General features: G+C 56.6%; 16 protein-coding genes, 3 tRNA genes and 1 pseudogene. 15 read left to right on the top strand and 5 right to left on the bottom strand.

Features of this window, described 5'->3' with window-relative positions; genetic code table 11:
• Positions 1 to 150: 150 nt before the first annotated feature.
• Positions 151 to 372 (top strand): annotated as a pseudogene (locus GUC46_RS24095) (type II toxin-antitoxin system PemK/MazF family toxin); the annotation flags it as partial.
• A 48-nt stretch (positions 373 to 420) separates the two neighbouring features.
• On the opposite strand, the gene GUC46_RS14485 reads toward GUC46_RS24095, so the two are convergent.
• Positions 421 to 496, bottom strand: a tRNA-Asn gene (locus GUC46_RS14485).
• A 326-nt stretch (positions 497 to 822) separates the two neighbouring features.
• Here GUC46_RS14485 and nac point away from each other — a divergent pair.
• The gene (gene nac, locus GUC46_RS14480) at positions 823 to 1,740 is read left to right on the top strand and encodes a nitrogen assimilation transcriptional regulator NAC (protein WP_049001804.1); all 918 of its coding nucleotides are present in this window, start codon (positions 823 to 825) and stop codon (positions 1,738 to 1,740) included.
• 101 nt (positions 1,741 to 1,841) lie between these two features.
• Entirely contained in the window at positions 1,842 to 2,792 is a 951-nt protein-coding gene (gene cbl / locus GUC46_RS14475; RefSeq protein WP_160180397.1) for an HTH-type transcriptional regulator Cbl, read from the top strand.
• A 140-nt stretch (positions 2,793 to 2,932) separates the two neighbouring features.
• Here cbl and GUC46_RS14470 read toward each other — a convergent pair.
• From GUC46_RS14470 to GUC46_RS24275, 3 genes are all read right to left on the bottom strand, one after another.
• Positions 2,933 to 3,008, bottom strand: a tRNA-Asn gene (locus GUC46_RS14470).
• 99 nt (positions 3,009 to 3,107) lie between these two features.
• A complete protein-coding gene (locus GUC46_RS14465) occupies positions 3,108 to 4,595 on the bottom strand; it encodes an EmmdR/YeeO family multidrug/toxin efflux MATE transporter (RefSeq protein WP_126318457.1) in 1,488 nt (495 codons plus the stop codon).
• A gap of 46 nt (positions 4,596 to 4,641) precedes the next feature.
• Complete coding sequence (locus tag GUC46_RS24275) at positions 4,642 to 4,749, bottom strand: DUF5951 family protein (RefSeq protein ID WP_219339467.1); 108 nt, start codon at positions 4,747 to 4,749, stop codon at positions 4,642 to 4,644.
• Positions 4,750 to 4,755: 6 nt separating this feature from the next.
• Here GUC46_RS24275 and GUC46_RS14460 point away from each other — a divergent pair.
• Positions 4,756 to 4,831, top strand: a tRNA-Asn gene (locus GUC46_RS14460).
• 82 nt (positions 4,832 to 4,913) lie between these two features.
• Here GUC46_RS14460 and paaZ read toward each other — a convergent pair.
• Positions 4,914 to 6,959 carry a phenylacetic acid degradation bifunctional protein PaaZ gene (gene paaZ, locus GUC46_RS14455; protein WP_130714760.1) on the bottom strand — a complete coding sequence of 682 codons (2,046 nt, stop codon included), beginning with the start codon at positions 6,957 to 6,959 and terminating at the stop codon, positions 4,914 to 4,916.
• A gap of 285 nt (positions 6,960 to 7,244) precedes the next feature.
• Here paaZ and paaA point away from each other — a divergent pair, with 285 nt between their 5' ends.
• The 11 genes from paaA to paaK are packed head-to-tail and all read left to right on the top strand — an operon-like array spanning position 7,245 to position 16,769.
• The gene (gene paaA, locus GUC46_RS14450; RefSeq protein WP_160180394.1) at positions 7,245 to 8,174 is read left to right on the top strand and encodes a 1,2-phenylacetyl-CoA epoxidase subunit PaaA; all 930 of its coding nucleotides are present in this window, start codon (positions 7,245 to 7,247) and stop codon (positions 8,172 to 8,174) included.
• 11 nt (positions 8,175 to 8,185) lie between these two features.
• Positions 8,186 to 8,473 carry a 1,2-phenylacetyl-CoA epoxidase subunit PaaB gene (paaB, locus tag GUC46_RS14445; RefSeq protein ID WP_003030843.1) on the top strand — a complete coding sequence of 96 codons (288 nt, stop codon included), beginning with the start codon at positions 8,186 to 8,188 and terminating at the stop codon, positions 8,471 to 8,473.
• 7 nt (positions 8,474 to 8,480) lie between these two features.
• Complete coding sequence (paaC, locus tag GUC46_RS14440; protein WP_088902440.1) at positions 8,481 to 9,236, top strand: 1,2-phenylacetyl-CoA epoxidase subunit PaaC; 756 nt, start codon at positions 8,481 to 8,483, stop codon at positions 9,234 to 9,236.
• A gap of 12 nt (positions 9,237 to 9,248) precedes the next feature.
• Complete coding sequence (paaD, locus tag GUC46_RS14435) at positions 9,249 to 9,749, top strand: 1,2-phenylacetyl-CoA epoxidase subunit PaaD (protein WP_044711769.1); 501 nt, start codon at positions 9,249 to 9,251, stop codon at positions 9,747 to 9,749.
• A 7-nt stretch (positions 9,750 to 9,756) separates the two neighbouring features.
• Positions 9,757 to 10,827: a 1,2-phenylacetyl-CoA epoxidase subunit PaaE gene (gene paaE / locus GUC46_RS14430; protein ID WP_003030840.1), complete on the top strand. Its 1,071-nt coding sequence runs from the start codon at positions 9,757 to 9,759 to the stop codon at positions 10,825 to 10,827.
• Positions 10,824 to 11,591 (top strand): 2,3-dehydroadipyl-CoA hydratase PaaF, encoded by a 768-nt coding sequence (paaF, locus tag GUC46_RS14425; protein ID WP_048219090.1) that lies wholly within the window; start codon positions 10,824 to 10,826, stop codon positions 11,589 to 11,591. The genes paaE and paaF overlap by 4 nt, the downstream gene beginning before the upstream one ends.
• A 2-nt stretch (positions 11,592 to 11,593) precedes the next feature.
• Complete coding sequence (gene paaG, locus GUC46_RS14420) at positions 11,594 to 12,382, top strand: 2-(1,2-epoxy-1,2-dihydrophenyl)acetyl-CoA isomerase PaaG (protein WP_032949037.1); 789 nt, start codon at positions 11,594 to 11,596, stop codon at positions 12,380 to 12,382.
• Between the two features lie 3 nt (positions 12,383 to 12,385).
• Positions 12,386 to 13,804, top strand: coding sequence for a 3-hydroxyacyl-CoA dehydrogenase (locus GUC46_RS14415; protein WP_130714756.1), 1,419 nt, complete (start codon positions 12,386 to 12,388; stop codon positions 13,802 to 13,804).
• A complete protein-coding gene (paaI, locus tag GUC46_RS14410) occupies positions 13,797 to 14,219 on the top strand; it encodes a hydroxyphenylacetyl-CoA thioesterase PaaI (RefSeq protein WP_049002579.1) in 423 nt (140 codons plus the stop codon). The genes GUC46_RS14415 and paaI overlap by 8 nt, the downstream gene beginning before the upstream one ends.
• Positions 14,219 to 15,424, top strand: coding sequence for a 3-oxoadipyl-CoA thiolase (gene pcaF / locus GUC46_RS14405; protein WP_032949044.1), 1,206 nt, complete (start codon positions 14,219 to 14,221; stop codon positions 15,422 to 15,424). Before paaI ends, pcaF begins: the two co-directional genes overlap by 1 nt.
• Positions 15,425 to 15,452: 28 nt before the next feature.
• Positions 15,453 to 16,769: a phenylacetate--CoA ligase PaaK gene (gene paaK, locus GUC46_RS14400; RefSeq protein ID WP_049002580.1), complete on the top strand. Its 1,317-nt coding sequence runs from the start codon at positions 15,453 to 15,455 to the stop codon at positions 16,767 to 16,769.
• Positions 16,770 to 16,867: the final 98 nt, after the last annotated feature.

Genomic DNA, 16,867 nt, shown 5'->3' with positions numbered 1-16,867 from the left:
TAATTGTATTACGTTTGACGTATTAACGCATTGTTTTTTATAAAAATCTTATGATGTGGATATTGGACGGGAAAAGGAGTCTGCTTTTGGCATGTGCTGGTTGGAATGACATCTGACCATGTCTGTTGTGAGCGAGAATCGGACACCTCAGTTCTTGTCACCAGTGGCGGAAACCTTGCTCATGCTGCTGGTGTTAGCGTTTAACTGGATGATGCGGGCACTAAAACGACGGGCGTTATTCGCCGTGATCAGCCCAGAACTATTGATATGGAACCTCGGAACGGCAAGCGCCTGGAACAAATACCTGCGGTCATTATGAATGAAGTGTTGGCCAGACTGAGCAGGGGCTTTGATATGCGCAATGAGCAATAGCATAAAAGCAAAAAGCCTGCTTAGTTTCCTAAGCAGGCTTCTTAAATATGGCTCCTCTGACTGGACTCGAACCAGTGACATACGGATTAACAGTCCGCCGTTCTACCGACTGAACTACAGAGGAATCGTTTGAACGAGGCGCATATTAGCGAGGGTGGTGAGGCTTGTCAAAGGGCTAAATACATTTGTGTGTTCGTTTGCTGACAAAATCAGCAAAGCGGCGATCTTTCCGTCTTTTTATGCTTTTGCCCCATTCTGGTGCGTGTCTACCTCTTCCAGGGCAGCCCGAATGAGATATTTCGGTGTGCAGAATGATCTTCCTTCGCTTTTACTCCTGACTTTGTGCGGCTTTAACCATAAAACACCGTTTTAGACGAAAGTGGCAAGCATCTTGCAATCCTGAATTCAATGACTGCCAGCACGGGTTCTGGTATTCCGACAGGAGGCAAAATGAACTTTAGACGACTGAAATATTTCGTTAAAATCGTCGATATTGGTAGCCTGACCCAGGCAGCGGAAGTATTGCACATTGCGCAACCCGCGCTGAGCCAGCAGGTCGCAACGCTGGAAGGTGAGCTTGATCAGCAATTGCTGATTCGTACCAAGCGTGGCGTCACGCCGACGGAAGCAGGAAAAGTGTTATATACCCACGCCCGGACGATTTTACGTCAGTGTGAACAGGCGCAACTTGCGGTTAATAACGTGGGACATACCTTGACAGGCCAGGTCTCTATCGGCCTTGCGCCGGGGACAGCAGCGTCATCCATTACCATGCCGTTATTACAGACGCTACGTGCCGAACTGCCCGATGTGCAGGTCTATCTGCATGAAAACAGTGGGGCAGTGCTGAATGACAAGCTGCTCAGCGGGCAATTAGATATGGCAGTGCTCTATGAGCGTTCACCCGTGGCGGGCATCAGCAGTCAACCGTTGCTTAAAGAGGATCTGTATCTGGTCGGCACGCGTGAGTGTCCGGGGCAAAGCGTCGATTTAGCCGCGGTGGCGCAGATGAGTTTGTTCTTGCCACGGGATTACAGCGCGGTTCGCCTGCGCGTGGATGAAGCTTTTTCGCTACGTCGCTTAACGGCTAAAGTGATTGGCGAAATTGAATCTATCTCCACCCTGACGGCTGCCATTGCCAGTGGTATGGGCGTCACAGTGTTGCCCGAGTCGGCCGCCCGTTCATTATGCAATGCAGCGAACGGCTGGATGGCGCGCATCACAACCCCATCGATGAATCTGCCATTATCGTTGAACGTGTCAGCCAGAGGGAGCTTATCGCCCCAGGCGCAGGCAGTGAAGGAGATCCTGTTGTCGCTAGTTAGCCGTCCGGCGCTGGAAAATCGCGAACTGCAGCTGGTCAGCTAAACCTTATTCCCGCGAGGAATAAGATGCAGGTTTTTATTATTTGTTATGCCGGGCATCAGACTTTAACAATAGCGTAATGTCTGATGTGCCCGGAGTGAAACGTGAATTTCCAGCAACTCAAAATAATCCGCGAGGCGGCCCGTCAGGATTACAACCTGACGGAGGTCGCGAATATACTGTACACCTCGCAGTCGGGCGTCAGCCGACACATTCGTGAACTTGAAGATGAACTTGGCATCGAAATTTTTATCCGTCGTGGTAAACGCCTGTTGGGCATGACTGAACCGGGTAAAGCTTTGCTGATCATTGCCGAACGTATTCTGAATGAGGCCAGCAACGTTCGTCGATTGGCGGATCTGTTTACCAATGATACGTCTGGCATTTTGACGATTGCCACCACGCATACCCAGGCACGCTATAGCTTGCCTGCGGTTATAAAAGCCTTTCGTGAGCTGTTCCCTGAGGTGCGTCTGGAACTTATTCAGGGCACACCACAGGAGATTGATGTCCTGCTACAAAATGGCGGGGCAGATATCGGAATTGCCAGTGAGCGGCTGAGCAGCGATCCATTGTTGGTGGCTTTTCCCTGGTTTCGTTGGCACCACAGCCTGCTTGTTCCTCATGACCATCCATTAGTGAAGGCTTCTCCGCTAACGCTGGAGTCCATCGCTCACTGGCCGTTAATTACCTATCGTCAGGGGATTACAGGGCGTTCCCGCATCGATGAGGCGTTTGCTCGCAAGGGGCTGATACCTGATATTATTCTCAGCGCCCAGGACTCGGATGTGATTAAAACTTACGTGTCACTGGGATTGGGGATTGGGCTGGTGGCAGAGCAATCCAGCGGCGAGCAGGAAGAGGGGACGTTAACCCGTCTGGATACCCGGCATTTGTTTGATGCAAATACCGTTTGGCTAGGACTTAAACGCGGACAGCTGCAGCGCAACTACGTCTGGCGATTCATCGAGCTATGCAACGCTGGGTTATCCGTCGATGAAATTAAGCGTCAGGCGATGGAGCCAGATGAAGCGGTGATTGATTATCAGATTTAACAATAAAAGCCCGTGAGAAACGGGCTTCTCTCGTTGCCAGTATGGAAAAGCCTGGGTGTGAAGTGAAGCGCTCTACCTGGTTAATGGGATCGCAGAAAAGCAAAAAGCCTGCTTAGTTTCCTGAGCAGGCTTCTTAAATATGGCTCCTCTGACTGGACTCGAACCAGTGACATACGGATTAACAGTCCGCCGTTCTACCGACTGAACTACAGAGGAATCGTTTGAACGAGGCGAATATTAGCGATGCCGCTCAGCGTTGTCAAAGCCTGAATGGATAAATTCGATTGTTTGCTGAAATATTCCCCATTTCGCCGATTAATCAGACGCAACCGGTTGTTTTATGCACTTTTCACGTTCGGGGCGTGGGTATTTCCACAACCAGCGGCCTGTGACCATACGCCAGTAAAATAACGCGGCGCGCACGGCCCAGTCGAAGAACATACCTAACCAAACGCCGACAACTCCCCATCCTAATACGATACCCAGAGTGTAGCCCGCGACTACGCGGCAGCCCCACATGCCCAGCATCGATACCCACATAGCAAAACGTGCATCTCGCGCACCTTTAAAGCCCGCTGGTAACACCCAGGAGGCTGCCCATATCGGCATAAATGCTGCATTGAGCCAAATCAGGATGACTATGACCTCTTTTACATCCTGATCGTGGGTATAAAATGAGGCCATCACCCCGGCGAAAGGTGCGGTTAGCCAGGCAATTGCCGTTAGGCCAATCGTCGACAGCCAGAACACATGCCGTAGTTGGATTTCAGCCTGGGCAATCTGGCCATTTCCCAGACGCCTGCCGGTAATGATTGTCGACGCGGAACCTAAAGCATTCCCCGGTAAATTGATAAGCGCGGCGATAGAAAATGCAATAAAGTTCCCGGCGATAACGCTGGTTCCCATTCCTGAAACAAACATCTGCGTCAAAAGTTTACCGCCATTGAACAGCACTGACTCGATACTTGCCGGAATGCCGATCCCCATCACCTCCCATATAATGGCGAGATTGAGTGGCTTAAAATAGCTTTTGAAGGGAATTCGCAGCGCGGGGTTAAAACCAATCATCAGTACCCAGATGATGGCAATCGCCCCGATGTAGCGCGAAATGGTCAGTCCCAGGCCTGCTCCCACAAATCCCAGACCTTGCCAGGAAAAGATCCCGTAAATCAGGATGCTACTGATGATGATATTCAGGATGTTCATACCGCCGTTAATCAACAACGGTATTTTAGTATTTCCGGCTCCACGTAGTGCGCCACTGCCGATCAGCGCAATGGCTGCCGCCGGGTAGCTGAGCACCGTCAGCTCCAGATAGGTAAGTGCCAAAGCTTTAACGTCTGGCGTTGCTTCACCTGCAACAACGTCAATAATCTGTTGACCAAAATAGTGAATGACCGCTGCCAGCACGGTAGCAAAAATTGTCATGATCACCAGCGATTGTCTGGCTGCGGCTCTGGCCCGTCGACGATCTCGTTTCCCGAGGCTAAATGCTACAACTACGGTGGTACCCAGATCGATGGCGGCGAAAAATGCCATGATGACCATATTAAAACTGTCGGCGAGTCCGACACCGGCCATTGCTTCTTTTCCCAACCAACTTACCAGGAAGGTACTCAGAACACCCATCAATAGCACACAGGTGTTTTCCAGGAAAATGGGGACAGCCAGCGGAGTGATTTCGCGCCAAAAGAGAACCTTATAACTCTTGCGTTTGGCATACCAGGGCGTGCGGGAAGCGACCTGGCGTAAGGCAGCGGAGACGTTCAAAGTGGACCTTAACGAAGAAAGTTGAAACCTCATTTCAAATGATGAGGGAGAATCAAAAAAGCTGCAAAGTTTTTTCTATTTAAAATGTCTGTAAATGCAACAAACTGTCGAGAGAAGCATCAATTGATTCGCATTCGAAGAAATGAGGTTTGACAAAAATTTTTTCGCCGCTAAGATAAGCCTCCACAACGATTCCTCTGTAGTTCAGTCGGTAGAACGGCGGACTGTTAATCCGTATGTCACTGGTTCGAGTCCAGTCAGAGGAGCCATATTTAAGAAGCCTGCTCAGGAAACTAAGCAGGCTTTTTGCTTTTTGTTTCAAATCTGGTCGCGCGAAGCGACACCGGGTTCTTAAGCCGGGAAATCCCCATGCTGACGCGCAACCAACGTCAGAATGGAATACAGCGCCACCGCCTGCTGGTGCTGATTAAAGATCTCCACCGCCCATTCCACCACGCCAGTCGCTTTTTCTTCGGCATTGCGCTGAAGTTTCACCGTTTTGCGTTTGCAGGTTAAACGCACCTGGATAGTGTCGCCCGGCTTAACCGGCTCGATAAAGCGCAGATTTTCCATACCGTAGTTGGCGATAACCGGGCCGACGCCCGCGTCAACAAACAGACCCGCAGCGGCGGAAATCAGGAAATAACCGTGCACCACGCGCTCGCCGAAAATGGAGTCGGCGGCGGCAATCTTGTCCATATGGGCATAGAAGTGGTCGCCGCTGAGACAGGCGAAGTTGACGATATCCGCTTCGGTCAGCGTGCGGCGTGGAGTCAGCAGGCTATCGCCCGGTTGGATCTCTTCGAAATATTTGCGGAACGGGTGAACGCGATCTTCCGTGACCTGCGCGCCGCGCACCCACTGCTGGCTAACGGCGGCCAGCATGGTTGGACTGCCCTGAATGGCGGTACGCTGCATGTAGTGCTTCACCGCGCGCAGGCCGCCAAGCTCTTCGCCGCCTCCCGCACGTCCCGGGCCGCCGTGCACTAGCTGTGGCAGTGGAGAGCCGTGGCCGGTCGATTCCGCCGAGGATTCTTCGTTCAGCACGTGAATACGCCCGTGGGCGCGGGCTGCACCGAGGATAAACTCTCGCGCCAGTTCGCCGCTCGCCGTCACCAGCGTTCCTGCCAGACTGCCTTCACCAGCGCGTGCCAGCGTCAGGGCGTGTTCGCGGTTCTGATACGGCATCAGCGTGGCGACCGGACCAAAGGCTTCAATTGCATGTACCGCGGCAATTTCATCCGGCTGCGGACAAAACAGCAGCGTTGGCGGGAAGAAAGCTCCAGCGGTGCTCAGATCTGCTTTTCCGCCCAGCAGCACCTCACATCCGGCTTCAACCAGACGATTCACATTATCCTGCACGTCCTGACGCTGATCGTTATTCACCAGCGAGCCCATCTTCACGCCTTCCTGCGCCGGATCGCCCATTACTATCTTTTGCAGGCGGGCAATCAGCGCTTCACTGACGGCTTTCACCTGCGCCTGCGGCACGATAATGCGGCGAATGGCGGTACATTTCTGCCCGGCTTTGGTGGTCATTTCGCGCACCACTTCGCGAATAAACAGCGCAAACTCCGGCTGCTCCGGGGTGATATCGTCGCCCAGTACGCAGCAGTTCAGCGAATCCGCTTCCATGGTAAAGGGCACAGATTTCGCCACCAGATTCGGATGTACGCGCAATTGCTGCCCGGTATGCGCAGAGCCGGTAAAGGTCACTACGTCCTGGCTATCCAGATTATCCAGCAGATCGCCCGCGCCGCCGCAGATCAGGCTTATTGCGCCGTCCGGCACCAGCCCGCTGTCGACAATGGCTTTGACCATCGCCTGCGTCAGCTGCGCGGTGGCGGTCGCCGGTTTAACGATCGCGGGCATGCCGGCAAGCCAGGTCGGCGCCAGCTTTTCTAACATACCCCAGCAGGGGAAGTTAAAGGCGTTGATATGTACCGCGACGCCGGATTTTGACGTCAGCACATGGCGCGCGGCAAAGCCGCCCTGTTTGGACAACGGAATCAGCTCATCTTCCGGCCACAGCACATCATCCGGCAGCTCACGCCCGCCGAGGCTGGCATAAGTGAAAAGCGTGCCGATGCCGCCTTCGATATCGACCCAGCTGTCACCGCGTGTTGCTCCGGTTTGCGCGGATATTGCATAGAAATCGGCTTTCAGTTCCATTAAATGCTTCGCCACCGCTTTTAGCATCGCGCTGCGCTGAATAAAGCTCATTGCCTGTAACGCTTTGCCGCCGTGCTCGATGGCGAAGCGGCGCGCCTGCGCCATATCCAGTCCTTCGCTTGTCACTTCCCAAAGCGGTTCGCCGCTGATGGCGTGGTGGATAGTACGGGTGCGGCCCCGGCCGGTCTGCCAGGCGCCGGATAAATAGCTGGCTAACTGCTGCATCGTTAATCTCCAGATGTGTTCCGTAATTTCTCTTTAAATAGTTATTTTGTGAATCACAAAATGCAAGAGGGATTTTAATAATTTATTAACAATGCGATCGCGAACACCTTATCTAAATTGATTATGATTCTGTTTTTACTCAATAAACTAAAAGGCTTTGCGTAGCGTGTCACAAAAATCACAAACAAAATTTGTGGTTTTATTTAACCAAGATGTAACTTTCATAAAACAAAATGATTCACAAAAAATGATTTGTTGAATTTATCGGAATCATAAGGTGATGACGTGACAGAAGAACAACGCTTTGACCAGCGCATCGCGCAGGAAACGGCCATCGAGCCGCAGGACTGGATGCCGGACGCATACCGTAAGACGCTGATCCGCCAGATTGGCCAGCATGCGCACTCGGAAATCGTCGGCATGCTGCCAGAAGGCAACTGGATAACCCGCGCACCCACGCTGCGGCGTAAGGCCATTCTGCTGGCAAAAGTACAGGACGAGGCCGGACACGGCCTGTACCTCTACAGCGCGGCTGAAACACTGGGCTGCGCGCGTGAAGACATCTACCAGAAGATGCTCGACGGCCAGATGAAATACTCCTCCATCTTCAACTACCCAACCCTGAGCTGGGCGGATATCGGCGTGATCGGCTGGCTGGTCGATGGCGCGGCGATCGTCAACCAGGTGGCACTGTGTCGTACCTCCTACGGCCCGTATGCCAGGGCGATGGTCAAAATCTGCAAAGAAGAAAGCTTCCACCAGCGTCAGGGCTTTGAAGCCTGTATGGCGCTGGCGGCGGGCAGCGAAGAACAGCGGCAGATGCTCCAGGATGCGCTCAACCGTTTCTGGTGGCCCGCGCTGATGATGTTCGGGCCGAGCGACGACAACTCGCCGAACAGCGCCCGCAGTATGGCGTGGAAAATCAAACTGCATTCCAACGACGAACTGCGCCAGCGCTTTGTGGATAACACCGTTCCGCAGGTTGAAATCCTCGGCATGACCGTGCCGGATGCCGATCTGCAGCTTGATGAAGCGACGGGGAAATACCGATTCAGTGAGATCGACTGGCAGGAATTTAATGAGGTCATCAACGGTCGTGGTGTCTGCAATCACGAACGTTTGGGCGCCAAGCGTAAGGCCTGGGAAGAGGGTGCATGGGTGCGCGAAGCCGCGCTGGCTCATGCCGAAAAACAACGCGCTCGCGATGCCGCCTGAGGAGAAAAAAGATGAGCAAAACATACTGGCCGTTATACGAAGTGTTTGTCCGCAGCAAACAGGGTTTGTCGCACCGCCACGTGGGCAGCCTGCACGCCGCCGATGACCAAATGGCACTGGAAAACGCGCGTGATGCCTACACCCGCCGCAGCGAAGGCTGCTCCATCTGGGTGGTGAAGGCGAGTGAAATCGTTGCCTCGCAGCCGGAAGATCGCGGTGAATTCTTCGACCCGGCAGAAAGCAAAGTCTACCGCCACCCGACGTTCTACACCGTGCCGGACGGCATGGAACATATGTGAGGCAACGATGACGACTCTCAATCCCGTTGCAACCTATGCCCTGCGTCTGGGCGATAACGGCCTGATCCTGGCACAGCGTTTAGGCGCATGGTGCGGCCACGCACCGGAGCTGGAAATCGACCTGGCGCTGGCCAATATCGGTCTCGATCTGTTGGGACAGGCGCGCAATTTTCTCAGCTACGCCGCCGAACTGAACGGTAACGGCGACGAAGACACGCTGGCCTTCGGCCGCGATGAACGCCAGTTCAGCAATCTGCTGCTGGTTGAACAGCCGAACGGCAACTTTGCCGACACCATTGCCCGCCAGTTCTTTATCGACATCTGGCACGTGGCGCTGTTCAGCCGTCTGGTCTATAGCCGCGACGCGCAGCTCGCCGCCATTGCGGCCAAAGGGTTGAAAGAGGTGCGTTATCACCAGCGCTTCAGCCGCGGCTGGCTGGAACGTCTGGGCAACGGCACCGCGCTCTCGACGCAGCGTATGCAGCAGGCAGTCGATAACCTGTGGCGCTATACCGGTGAACTGTTCGTTGCCGATGCGCTGGAAATTGACCTGAGCGAGCAGGGGATCGCCGTCGATCCGCGCACGCTCCAGGCGGAATGGCAGGCAACGGTTCACACCGCGCTGCTCGATTCCGGCCTGCAAATTCCCCAGGAGGCGGCGTTCCGCAGCGGCGGTAAGCAGGGGCTGCACAGTGAACATCTCGGTCCGATGCTGGCAGAAATGCAGTATTTACAGCGTTCGTACCCTGGACAGCAGTGGTAACAGGAGGTGGCTATGCAACGTCTTGCCGATATCGCGCCCGCCGAAGTGTGCACCGTGTGGGGACTGTTAAGCGCGATCCCCGACCCGGAAGTGCCGGTGCTGACCATTACCGATTTGGGGATGGTACGCCGGGTTGAACGCCTCGGCGACGGCTGGGTGATTGGCTTTACGCCAACCTACTCGGGTTGCCCGGCCACCGAACATCTGCTGGGTGAAATTCGAACGGTGATGGCGGATCACGGCTATACGCCGGTGCACATCGTGCTGCAGCTCGACCCGCCGTGGACCACCGACTGGATGAGCCCTGATGCCCGCGAGCGTTTGCGCCAGTATGGTATCAGCCCGCCGCATGCCCATGCCTGCCACGCCGGCGAGATGCCAAAGGATGTGGTCTGCCCACGCTGCGGCAGCACCCACAGCTCACTGATTAGTGAATTCGGTTCCACGGCCTGTAAAGCGCTGTATCGCTGCGATAGCTGCCGTGAACCCTTTGATTACTTTAAATGTATTTGAGGCTGCGATGACAACATTTCATTCGCTTACCGTGGCAAACGTTGAGCCGGAAACCCGTGATTCGGTCACCATTACCTTTGCCATTCCCGACGCGCTGCGTAGCGTGTACGCCTTCTGTCCGGGCCAGCACCTGACGCTGAAAACCCGCCTGGGCGGGGAAGAGTTACGCCGCTGCTACTCCATTTGCCGCAGCCGTTCGCCGTCAGAAATCAGCGTGGCGGTCAAAGCCATCGACGGCGGCCGTTTCTCCCGCTATGCCCAGAGCGATATTCAGCAGGGTATGGAATTTGAGGTGATGGTGCCGCAGGGGCACTTTGGCTACCAGCCGCAGGCCGAGCGTGAAGCGGAATATCTGGCGATTGCCGCCGGTTCCGGCATTACGCCGATGATGGCGATTATTGAAGCGACGCTGGCGACCGAACCGGCCAGTCAGTTCACCCTGATTTACGGCAACCGCAGCAGCCACAGCATGATGTTCCGTCAGGCGCTGGCCGACCTGAAAGACCGCTACCCGCAGCGTTTGCAGGTGGTGCATCTGTTCAGCCAGGAGTCGATGGACAGCGACCTGCTGCAAGGGCGCATTGACGGCGACAAGCTGCATGCGCTGGGCAAAACGCTGCTTGATTTCAGCCGTTTTGATGATGCATTTATCTGCGGCCCGTCGGCGATGATGGACGAAGCCGAAGTGGCGCTGCGTGAACTGGGCGTGCCGGAAAAATCCATTCACCTCGAGCGCTTCAATACGCCGGGTACCAGCGTGAAACGCGCCACCGGCGTGCAGGCGGAAGGCCGCACGGTGACCATTCGCCAGGACGGCCGCGATCGCCTGATTTCGCTAAATGCCGAAGATGACAGCATTCTTGATGCGGCGCTGCGTCAGGGCGCAGACCTGCCGTTTGCCTGTAAAGGCGGCGTCTGTGCCACCTGTAAATGCAAAGTGGTGCAGGGCGAAGTGGCAATGGCCGCCAACTATAGCCTGGAAGCCGATGAAGTGGCGGCGGGCTATGTGTTGAGCTGCCAGGCGCTGCCCAAAAGCGCGGATGTGGTGGTCGACTTTGACGCGCGGGGGACGGCATGAGCGAACTGCTGATTACCCGTCATGACCGTGTGCTGCAACTGACGCTGAACCGTCCGCAGGCGCGTAATGCGTTAAACAACGCGCTGCTGACGCAGATAGCCGACGCGCTGGAAAGTGCGGCTGCAGACGCCTGCGTGAGCGTCTGCGTGATTAGCGGTAACCCGTGCTATTTCGCTGCCGGTGCCGATCTCAACGAAATGGCGGAAAAAGACTTGCCCGCCACCTTCGACGATATTCGTCCTCGTTTGTGGGCGCGCATCGATGCCTTCAACAAGCCGCTGATAGCGGTGGTGAACGGCTATGCGCTGGGGGCGGGCTGCGAGCTGGCGCTGCTGTGTGATCTGGTGATTGCCGGCGATAACGCCCGTTTTGGCCTGCCGGAGATTACTCTCGGCACCATGCCGGGGGCGGGTGGTACGCAGCGGCTTATCCGCAGCGTTGGTAAAGCGCTGGCGAGCCGGATGGTGCTGAGCGGCGAAAGCATTGACGCCGAACGCGCACAGCAGGCTGGGCTGGTGAGCGACATTCACCCGGCGAACCTCTCTGATGAATATGCCCTGAAGCTGGCTGCAAACATCGCTCGCCACTCGCCGCTGGCGCTGCGTGCGGCAAAGCAGTCGCTGCGTCTGGCGCACGAGGTGAGCCTTCAGGCCGGTCTTGTACAGGAACGCCAGCTGTTTACCGTGCTGAGCGGCACCGACGACCGCCGTGAAGGTATCGCCGCTTTTTTACAAAAACGTACCCCGGAATTTAAAGGACGTTAATCGTGGAAGCTTTCATTCTCAGCGAAGTGGAACAGGGCGTCATGACCATCACGCTGAACCGCCCGGACCGACTCAACAGCTTTAATGACGTGATGCACCAGCAGCTCGCCGACTGCCTGAAACAGGCCGAACGTGACGACACCATTCGCTGCCTGCTGATTACCGGTGCCGGTCGCGGTTTTTGCGCCGGACAGGATCTGAACGACCGTAACGTCGACCCAAGCGGTCCCGCGCCGGATCTGGGCATGTCGGTGGAACGCTTTTACAACCCGCTGGTGCGCCGTTTAGCCGCGCTGCCGAAGCCGGTTATCTGCGCCGTTAACGGCGTGGCCGCCGGGGCGGGTGCAACGTTAGCGCTGGGCTGCGATATCGTGCTGGCCGCGCGTTCGGCGAAGTTTGTGATGGCCTTCAGCAAGCTTGGCCTGGTGCCGGACTGCGGCGGTAGCTGGCTGCTGCCCCGTGTGACCACTCGCGCTCGCGCCGTAGGTTTACTGATGCTGGGCGATAACCTCAGCGCCGAACAGGCCGCGCAGTGGGGAATGATCTGGCAGGTGGTGGATGACGCTGAACTGAAAGACACCGCGTTAGCCATGGCCCGTCATTTTGCTACCCAGCCGACCTATGGGCTGGGGTTAATTAAGAAAGCTTTGCAGCTTTCCGAAACCAATACGCTGGATCAGCAGCTTGAGCTTGAGCGTGACTACCAGCGCATGGCCGGTCGCAGCGACGACTATCGCGAAGGCGTCAGCGCCTTCCTCGCCAAACGTCAGCCACAGTTCAGCGGGAAATAAGCCATGAGCCAGACTCTTCACACCGTCGCCGTGATTGGCGGTGGCACCATGGGCGCCGGGATTGTCGAAGTGGCAGCCAGCGCCGGGCACTCGGTGCTGCTGTATGACATTTCCGCCGAAGCGATTACTCGCGCCATCGACGGCATTGCTCAGCGTCTGAACGCCCGCGTTAGCCGCGGCAAAGTCAGCGCCGAGCAGGCACAGGCGCTGCTGGCGCGTATTACGTCGGCAACCGAATTAACGCAACTTGCCGACGCGCAGCTGGTGATTGAGGCCGCTTCGGAACGCCTGGAAATTAAACAGGCGCTGTTCAGCCAACTGGCGGAGATTTGTTCACCGTCGACGCTGCTGACCAGCAACACCTCGTCGATTTCCATTACCGCCATTGCGGCGGGCATCAAACATCCCGAACGCGTGGCGGGGCTGCACTTCTTTAACCCGGCACCGGTCATGAAACTGGTGGAAGTGGTGAGCGGCCTTGCCACCTCCACGGAAGTGGTCGAGCAGCTTTGCCAGTGCGTCAGCGCCTGGGGCAAACAGCCGGTGCGCTGCCGCTCCACGCCGGGCTTTATTGTCAACCGCGTGGCGCGCCCGTATTACGCCGAAGCCTGGCGGGCGCTGGAGGAACAGGTCGCCGCGCCGGAAGTGATTGACGCGGCGCTGCGCGACGGCGGCGGTTTCCCGATGGGGCCGCTGGCGCTGACCGATCTGATTGGTCAGGACGTCAACTTTGCCGTCACCTGTTCGGTATTTAACGCCTTCTGGCAGGATCGCCGCTTTCTGCCGTCTTTGCTGCAACAGGAGCTCGCTCTGGCGGGGCGTCTGGGCAAGAAGAGCGGACACGGTGTCTATTGCTGGCCTGTTGAAGTATCGCCTGATCTGGCTATTGCAGCGGTACAGCCTGAAAATGCAGCAAAAAACATTAAACGTGACGTTGTCACTGAGCTGGATGATGTGCTGCTGCTGGAAACTACCGGTGAAACCGCGTTGGCTTTAAGCGTGCAGCATCAGCGCCCGGTAGTGGTTTATGACCATGCGGCGGGTGACACGGTAGTACTGGCGAGCGCGCAAACCAACCCACAGTCGGCAACCGACAAAGCGGTGTACTACTTCCAGCAGCAGGGCAAAAAGGTTCTGCACATTGCTGATTATCCCGGCCTGCTGGTATGGCGCACGGTAGCGATGCTGGCGAACGAAGCGCTGGATGCGGTGCAAAAAGGCGTTGCTAACGCGGATGATATCGATACCGCCATGCGGCTGGGTGTCAACTACCCACGCGGCCCGATTGCCTGGGGTGAATCGCTTGGCTGGGGGCGCGTGCTGCGTCTGCTGGAAAATCTACAACAGCACTACGGCGAAGAACGCTACCGCCCTAGTGCGCGACTGCGCCAGATGGCGCTGCTGGAGATGCGTCATGAGTAACCAGGCCTGGCGCAACGCCCGCGCCATGTACGAGAAAGATACCTGCGCCCGCGCACTGGGCATCGAGATTAGCGAAATGGATGAAGGCTATGCGCAGATGACGATGACCGTGTCGCCGTCGCAGCTGAACGGCCATCAGACCTGCCACGGTGGGCAGCTGTTTTCGCTGGCGGATACCGCCTTTGCTTACGCCTGCAACAGCCAGGGGCTGGCGGCGGTGGCGTCGGCGGCGAGCATCGATTTCCTGCGCCCGGCCTTCACTGGCGATCTGCTGACCGCCACCGCGCGGGTGAAACAGCAGGGCAAGCTGACCGGCGTTTACGACATTGAGATTGTTAATCAACAGCAAAAAACCGTTGCCCTGTTTCGCGGAAAATCGCACCGCATCGGCGGCACGATTACAGGAGAAGTCTAATGCGTGACGCATTTATTTGTGACGGTATTCGTACCCCGATTGGTCGCTACGGCGGGGCGCTGGCAGGCGTGCGTGCCGACGATCTGGCGGCCATTCCATTGCGTGAATTACTCAACCGCAACCCACACCTGGATGCCAGCGTTATTGACGATGTGATCTTCGGTTGCGCCAACCAGGCGGGCGAGGATAACCGCAACGTGGCGCATATGGCGACCCTGCTGGCGGGTTATCCGTACGGCGTGTCCGGTACCACCATTAACCGCCTGTGCGGCTCTGGTCTGGACGCAATTGGCTTTGCCGCGCGGGCCATTAAAGCGGGTGATGCGGACCTGATGATTGCCGGTGGCGTGGAGTCCATGTCCCGCGCGCCGTTCGTCATGGGCAAGGCCACCGCGCCGTACCAGCGTCAGGCGGAAATGTTTGATACCACCATCGGCTGGCGTTTTGTGAACCCGCTCATGCAGCAACAATTTGGTACTGACAGCATGCCGGAAACGGCAGAGAATGTAGCCGAATTGTTAAATATAAGCCGAAGGGACCAGGACGCCTTTGCGTACCGCAGCCAACAGCGTACGGCGAAAGCGCAGCGCGACGGCATTCTGGCGCAGGAAATTGTGCCGGTGCAGATTATTGGTAAGAAAGGTGCGGTCAGCGCGGTGCGTGAAGATGAACATCCGCGTGCAGAAACCACTTTGGAGCAACTGGCCTCGCTGAAAACCCCGTTCCGCAAGGGCGGCGTGGTGACGGCGGGCAATGCTTCCGGTGTCAATGACGGTGCTGCGGCGCTGATTATCGCAAGCCAGCAGCAGGCCGCCGCGCAGGGCTTAACGCCACGTGCGCGCATCGTCGCCATGGCGACCGCGGGCGTTGAGCCGAAGTACATGGGGCTTGGGCCGGTTCCGGCGGTGCGTAAAGTGCTGGAGCGCGCCGGGCTGAATATTAACGATATGGATGTAATTGAGCTGAATGAAGCCTTTGCCGCCCAGGCGTTGGGAGTGATGAGACAGCTTGGACTGGCAGATGATGCAGAACACGTAAATCCCAATGGGGGGGCTATCGCTTTAGGTCACCCGCTGGGGATGAGCGGTGTGCGGTTAGCGCTGGCCGCGACGCTGGAGCTGGAACGACGCAATGGACGCTATGCGCTGTGTACGATGTGTATTGGCGTGGGTCAGGGCATTGCCATGATCCTTGAGCGAGTGTGAGCTAATTGACCTGCGAGTACCCTACAACATGACAACTACAACAAAATTAGATCCAATTGAAACCGCATCGCGTGACGAATTAGTCGCTCTGCAGACCGAGCGCCTGAAATGGACGTTAAAACACGCCTATGAAAACGTGCCGATGTACCGCCGCAAATTTGATGCGGCGGGGGTTCACCCGACTGATTTCCGTGAGCTGAGCGACCTGAGCAAATTCCCGTGCACCACCAAGCAGGACCTGCGCGACAACTATCCGTTTGATACCTTCGCGGTACCGATGGAGCAGGTAGTGCGTATCCATGCGTCATCCGGTACCACGGGTAAACCGACGGTGGTGGGATATACGCAAAATGATATCGATACCTGGGCTAACATCGTCGCCCGTTCGCTACGTGCCGCAGGCGGTACCGCGAAAGATAAAATCCACGTCGCTTATGGCTATGGCCTGTTCACCGGCGGCCTGGGCGCGCACTACGGTGCCGAGCGTTTAGGGGCGACGGTGATCCCGATGTCCGGCGGCCAGACCGAGAAACAGGCACAGCTGATCCGTGATTTTAAGCCCGACATGATCATGGTTACGCCATCCTACTGCCTGAACCTGATTGAAGAGCTGGAGCGCCAGATGGGCGGTGACGCGCGCGGCTGTTCGCTGCGTACCGGTGTCTTTGGCGCAGAGCCGTGGACAACGGGGATGCGCGCGGAGATCGAACGTCGCCTCGGTATTACGGCGCTCGATATTTATGGCCTGTCGGAAGTGATGGGACCGGGCGTGGCGATGGAGTGCATCGAAACGGGTGATGGTCCGACAATCTGGGAGGATCATTTCTTCCCGGAAGTGGTTAATCCGGATGACGGTACGCCACTGGCTGACGGTGAGCACGGCGAACTGCTGTTCACCACGCTGACGAAAGAAGCGCTGCCGGTCATTCGTTATCGTACCCGCGACCTGACGCGCCTGCTGCCGGGAACCGCGCGCACGATGCGTCGTATGGATCGCATTAGCGGGCGCAGCGACGACATGCTGATTATTCGCGGCGTCAACGTATTCCCGTCTCAGGTGGAAGAAGAGATCCTCAAGATTGATCATCTGGCCCCGCATTATCAGCTTGAAGTGGATCGCCGTGGCCATCTTGATTCACTTTCGGTACGCGTGGAACTCAAAGAGAGTAGCCTGGTGCTGAGCCATGAGCAGCGCTGCCAGATTTGCCACCACCTGCGTCATCGCATTAAGTCGATGGTCGGCATTTCCACCGACGTCAGCATCGTTAACTGCGGCAGTATTCCACGCTCCGAAGGCAAGGCCTGCCGCGTGTTTGACCTGCGTAAAGCTGCCGCCAACGGCTAAGTCTCGTAGGCCTGATAAGCGTAGCGCCATCAGGCACAATGGCGCAACGCTGCCGGATGGCGGCGTTGCCTTATCCGGCCTACAAACTCCTGGCGTAT

Origin of the sequence: Citrobacter sp. LUTT5 (genome assembly GCF_009905315.1) — a bacterium.
GTDB classification, from domain to species: Bacteria; Pseudomonadota; Gammaproteobacteria; order Enterobacterales; family Enterobacteriaceae; genus Citrobacter; species Citrobacter freundii.
This window is presented reverse-complemented; position numbering and strand designations above follow the sequence as displayed.

Coding starts and splice junctions, on each gene's coding strand:
- nac (WP_049001804.1), top strand. CDS start 823: ATGAACTTTAGACGACTGAAATATTTCGTTAAAATCGTCGATATTGGT.
- GUC46_RS14465 (WP_126318457.1), bottom strand. CDS start 4,595: ATGAGGTTTCAACTTTCTTCGTTAAGGTCCACTTTGAACGTCTCCGCT.
- paaZ (WP_130714760.1), bottom strand. CDS start 6,959: ATGCAGCAGTTAGCCAGCTATTTATCCGGCGCCTGGCAGACCGGCCGG.
- paaB (WP_003030843.1), top strand. CDS start 8,186: ATGAGCAAAACATACTGGCCGTTATACGAAGTGTTTGTCCGCAGCAAA.
- paaC (WP_088902440.1), top strand. CDS start 8,481: ATGACGACTCTCAATCCCGTTGCAACCTATGCCCTGCGTCTGGGCGAT.
- paaD (WP_044711769.1), top strand. CDS start 9,249: ATGCAACGTCTTGCCGATATCGCGCCCGCCGAAGTGTGCACCGTGTGG.
- paaE (WP_003030840.1), top strand. CDS start 9,757: ATGACAACATTTCATTCGCTTACCGTGGCAAACGTTGAGCCGGAAACC.
- paaF (WP_048219090.1), top strand. CDS start 10,824: ATGAGCGAACTGCTGATTACCCGTCATGACCGTGTGCTGCAACTGACG.
- GUC46_RS14415 (WP_130714756.1), top strand. CDS start 12,386: ATGAGCCAGACTCTTCACACCGTCGCCGTGATTGGCGGTGGCACCATG.
- paaI (WP_049002579.1), top strand. CDS start 13,797: ATGAGTAACCAGGCCTGGCGCAACGCCCGCGCCATGTACGAGAAAGAT.
- pcaF (WP_032949044.1), top strand. CDS start 14,219: ATGCGTGACGCATTTATTTGTGACGGTATTCGTACCCCGATTGGTCGC.
- paaK (WP_049002580.1), top strand. CDS start 15,453: ATGACAACTACAACAAAATTAGATCCAATTGAAACCGCATCGCGTGAC.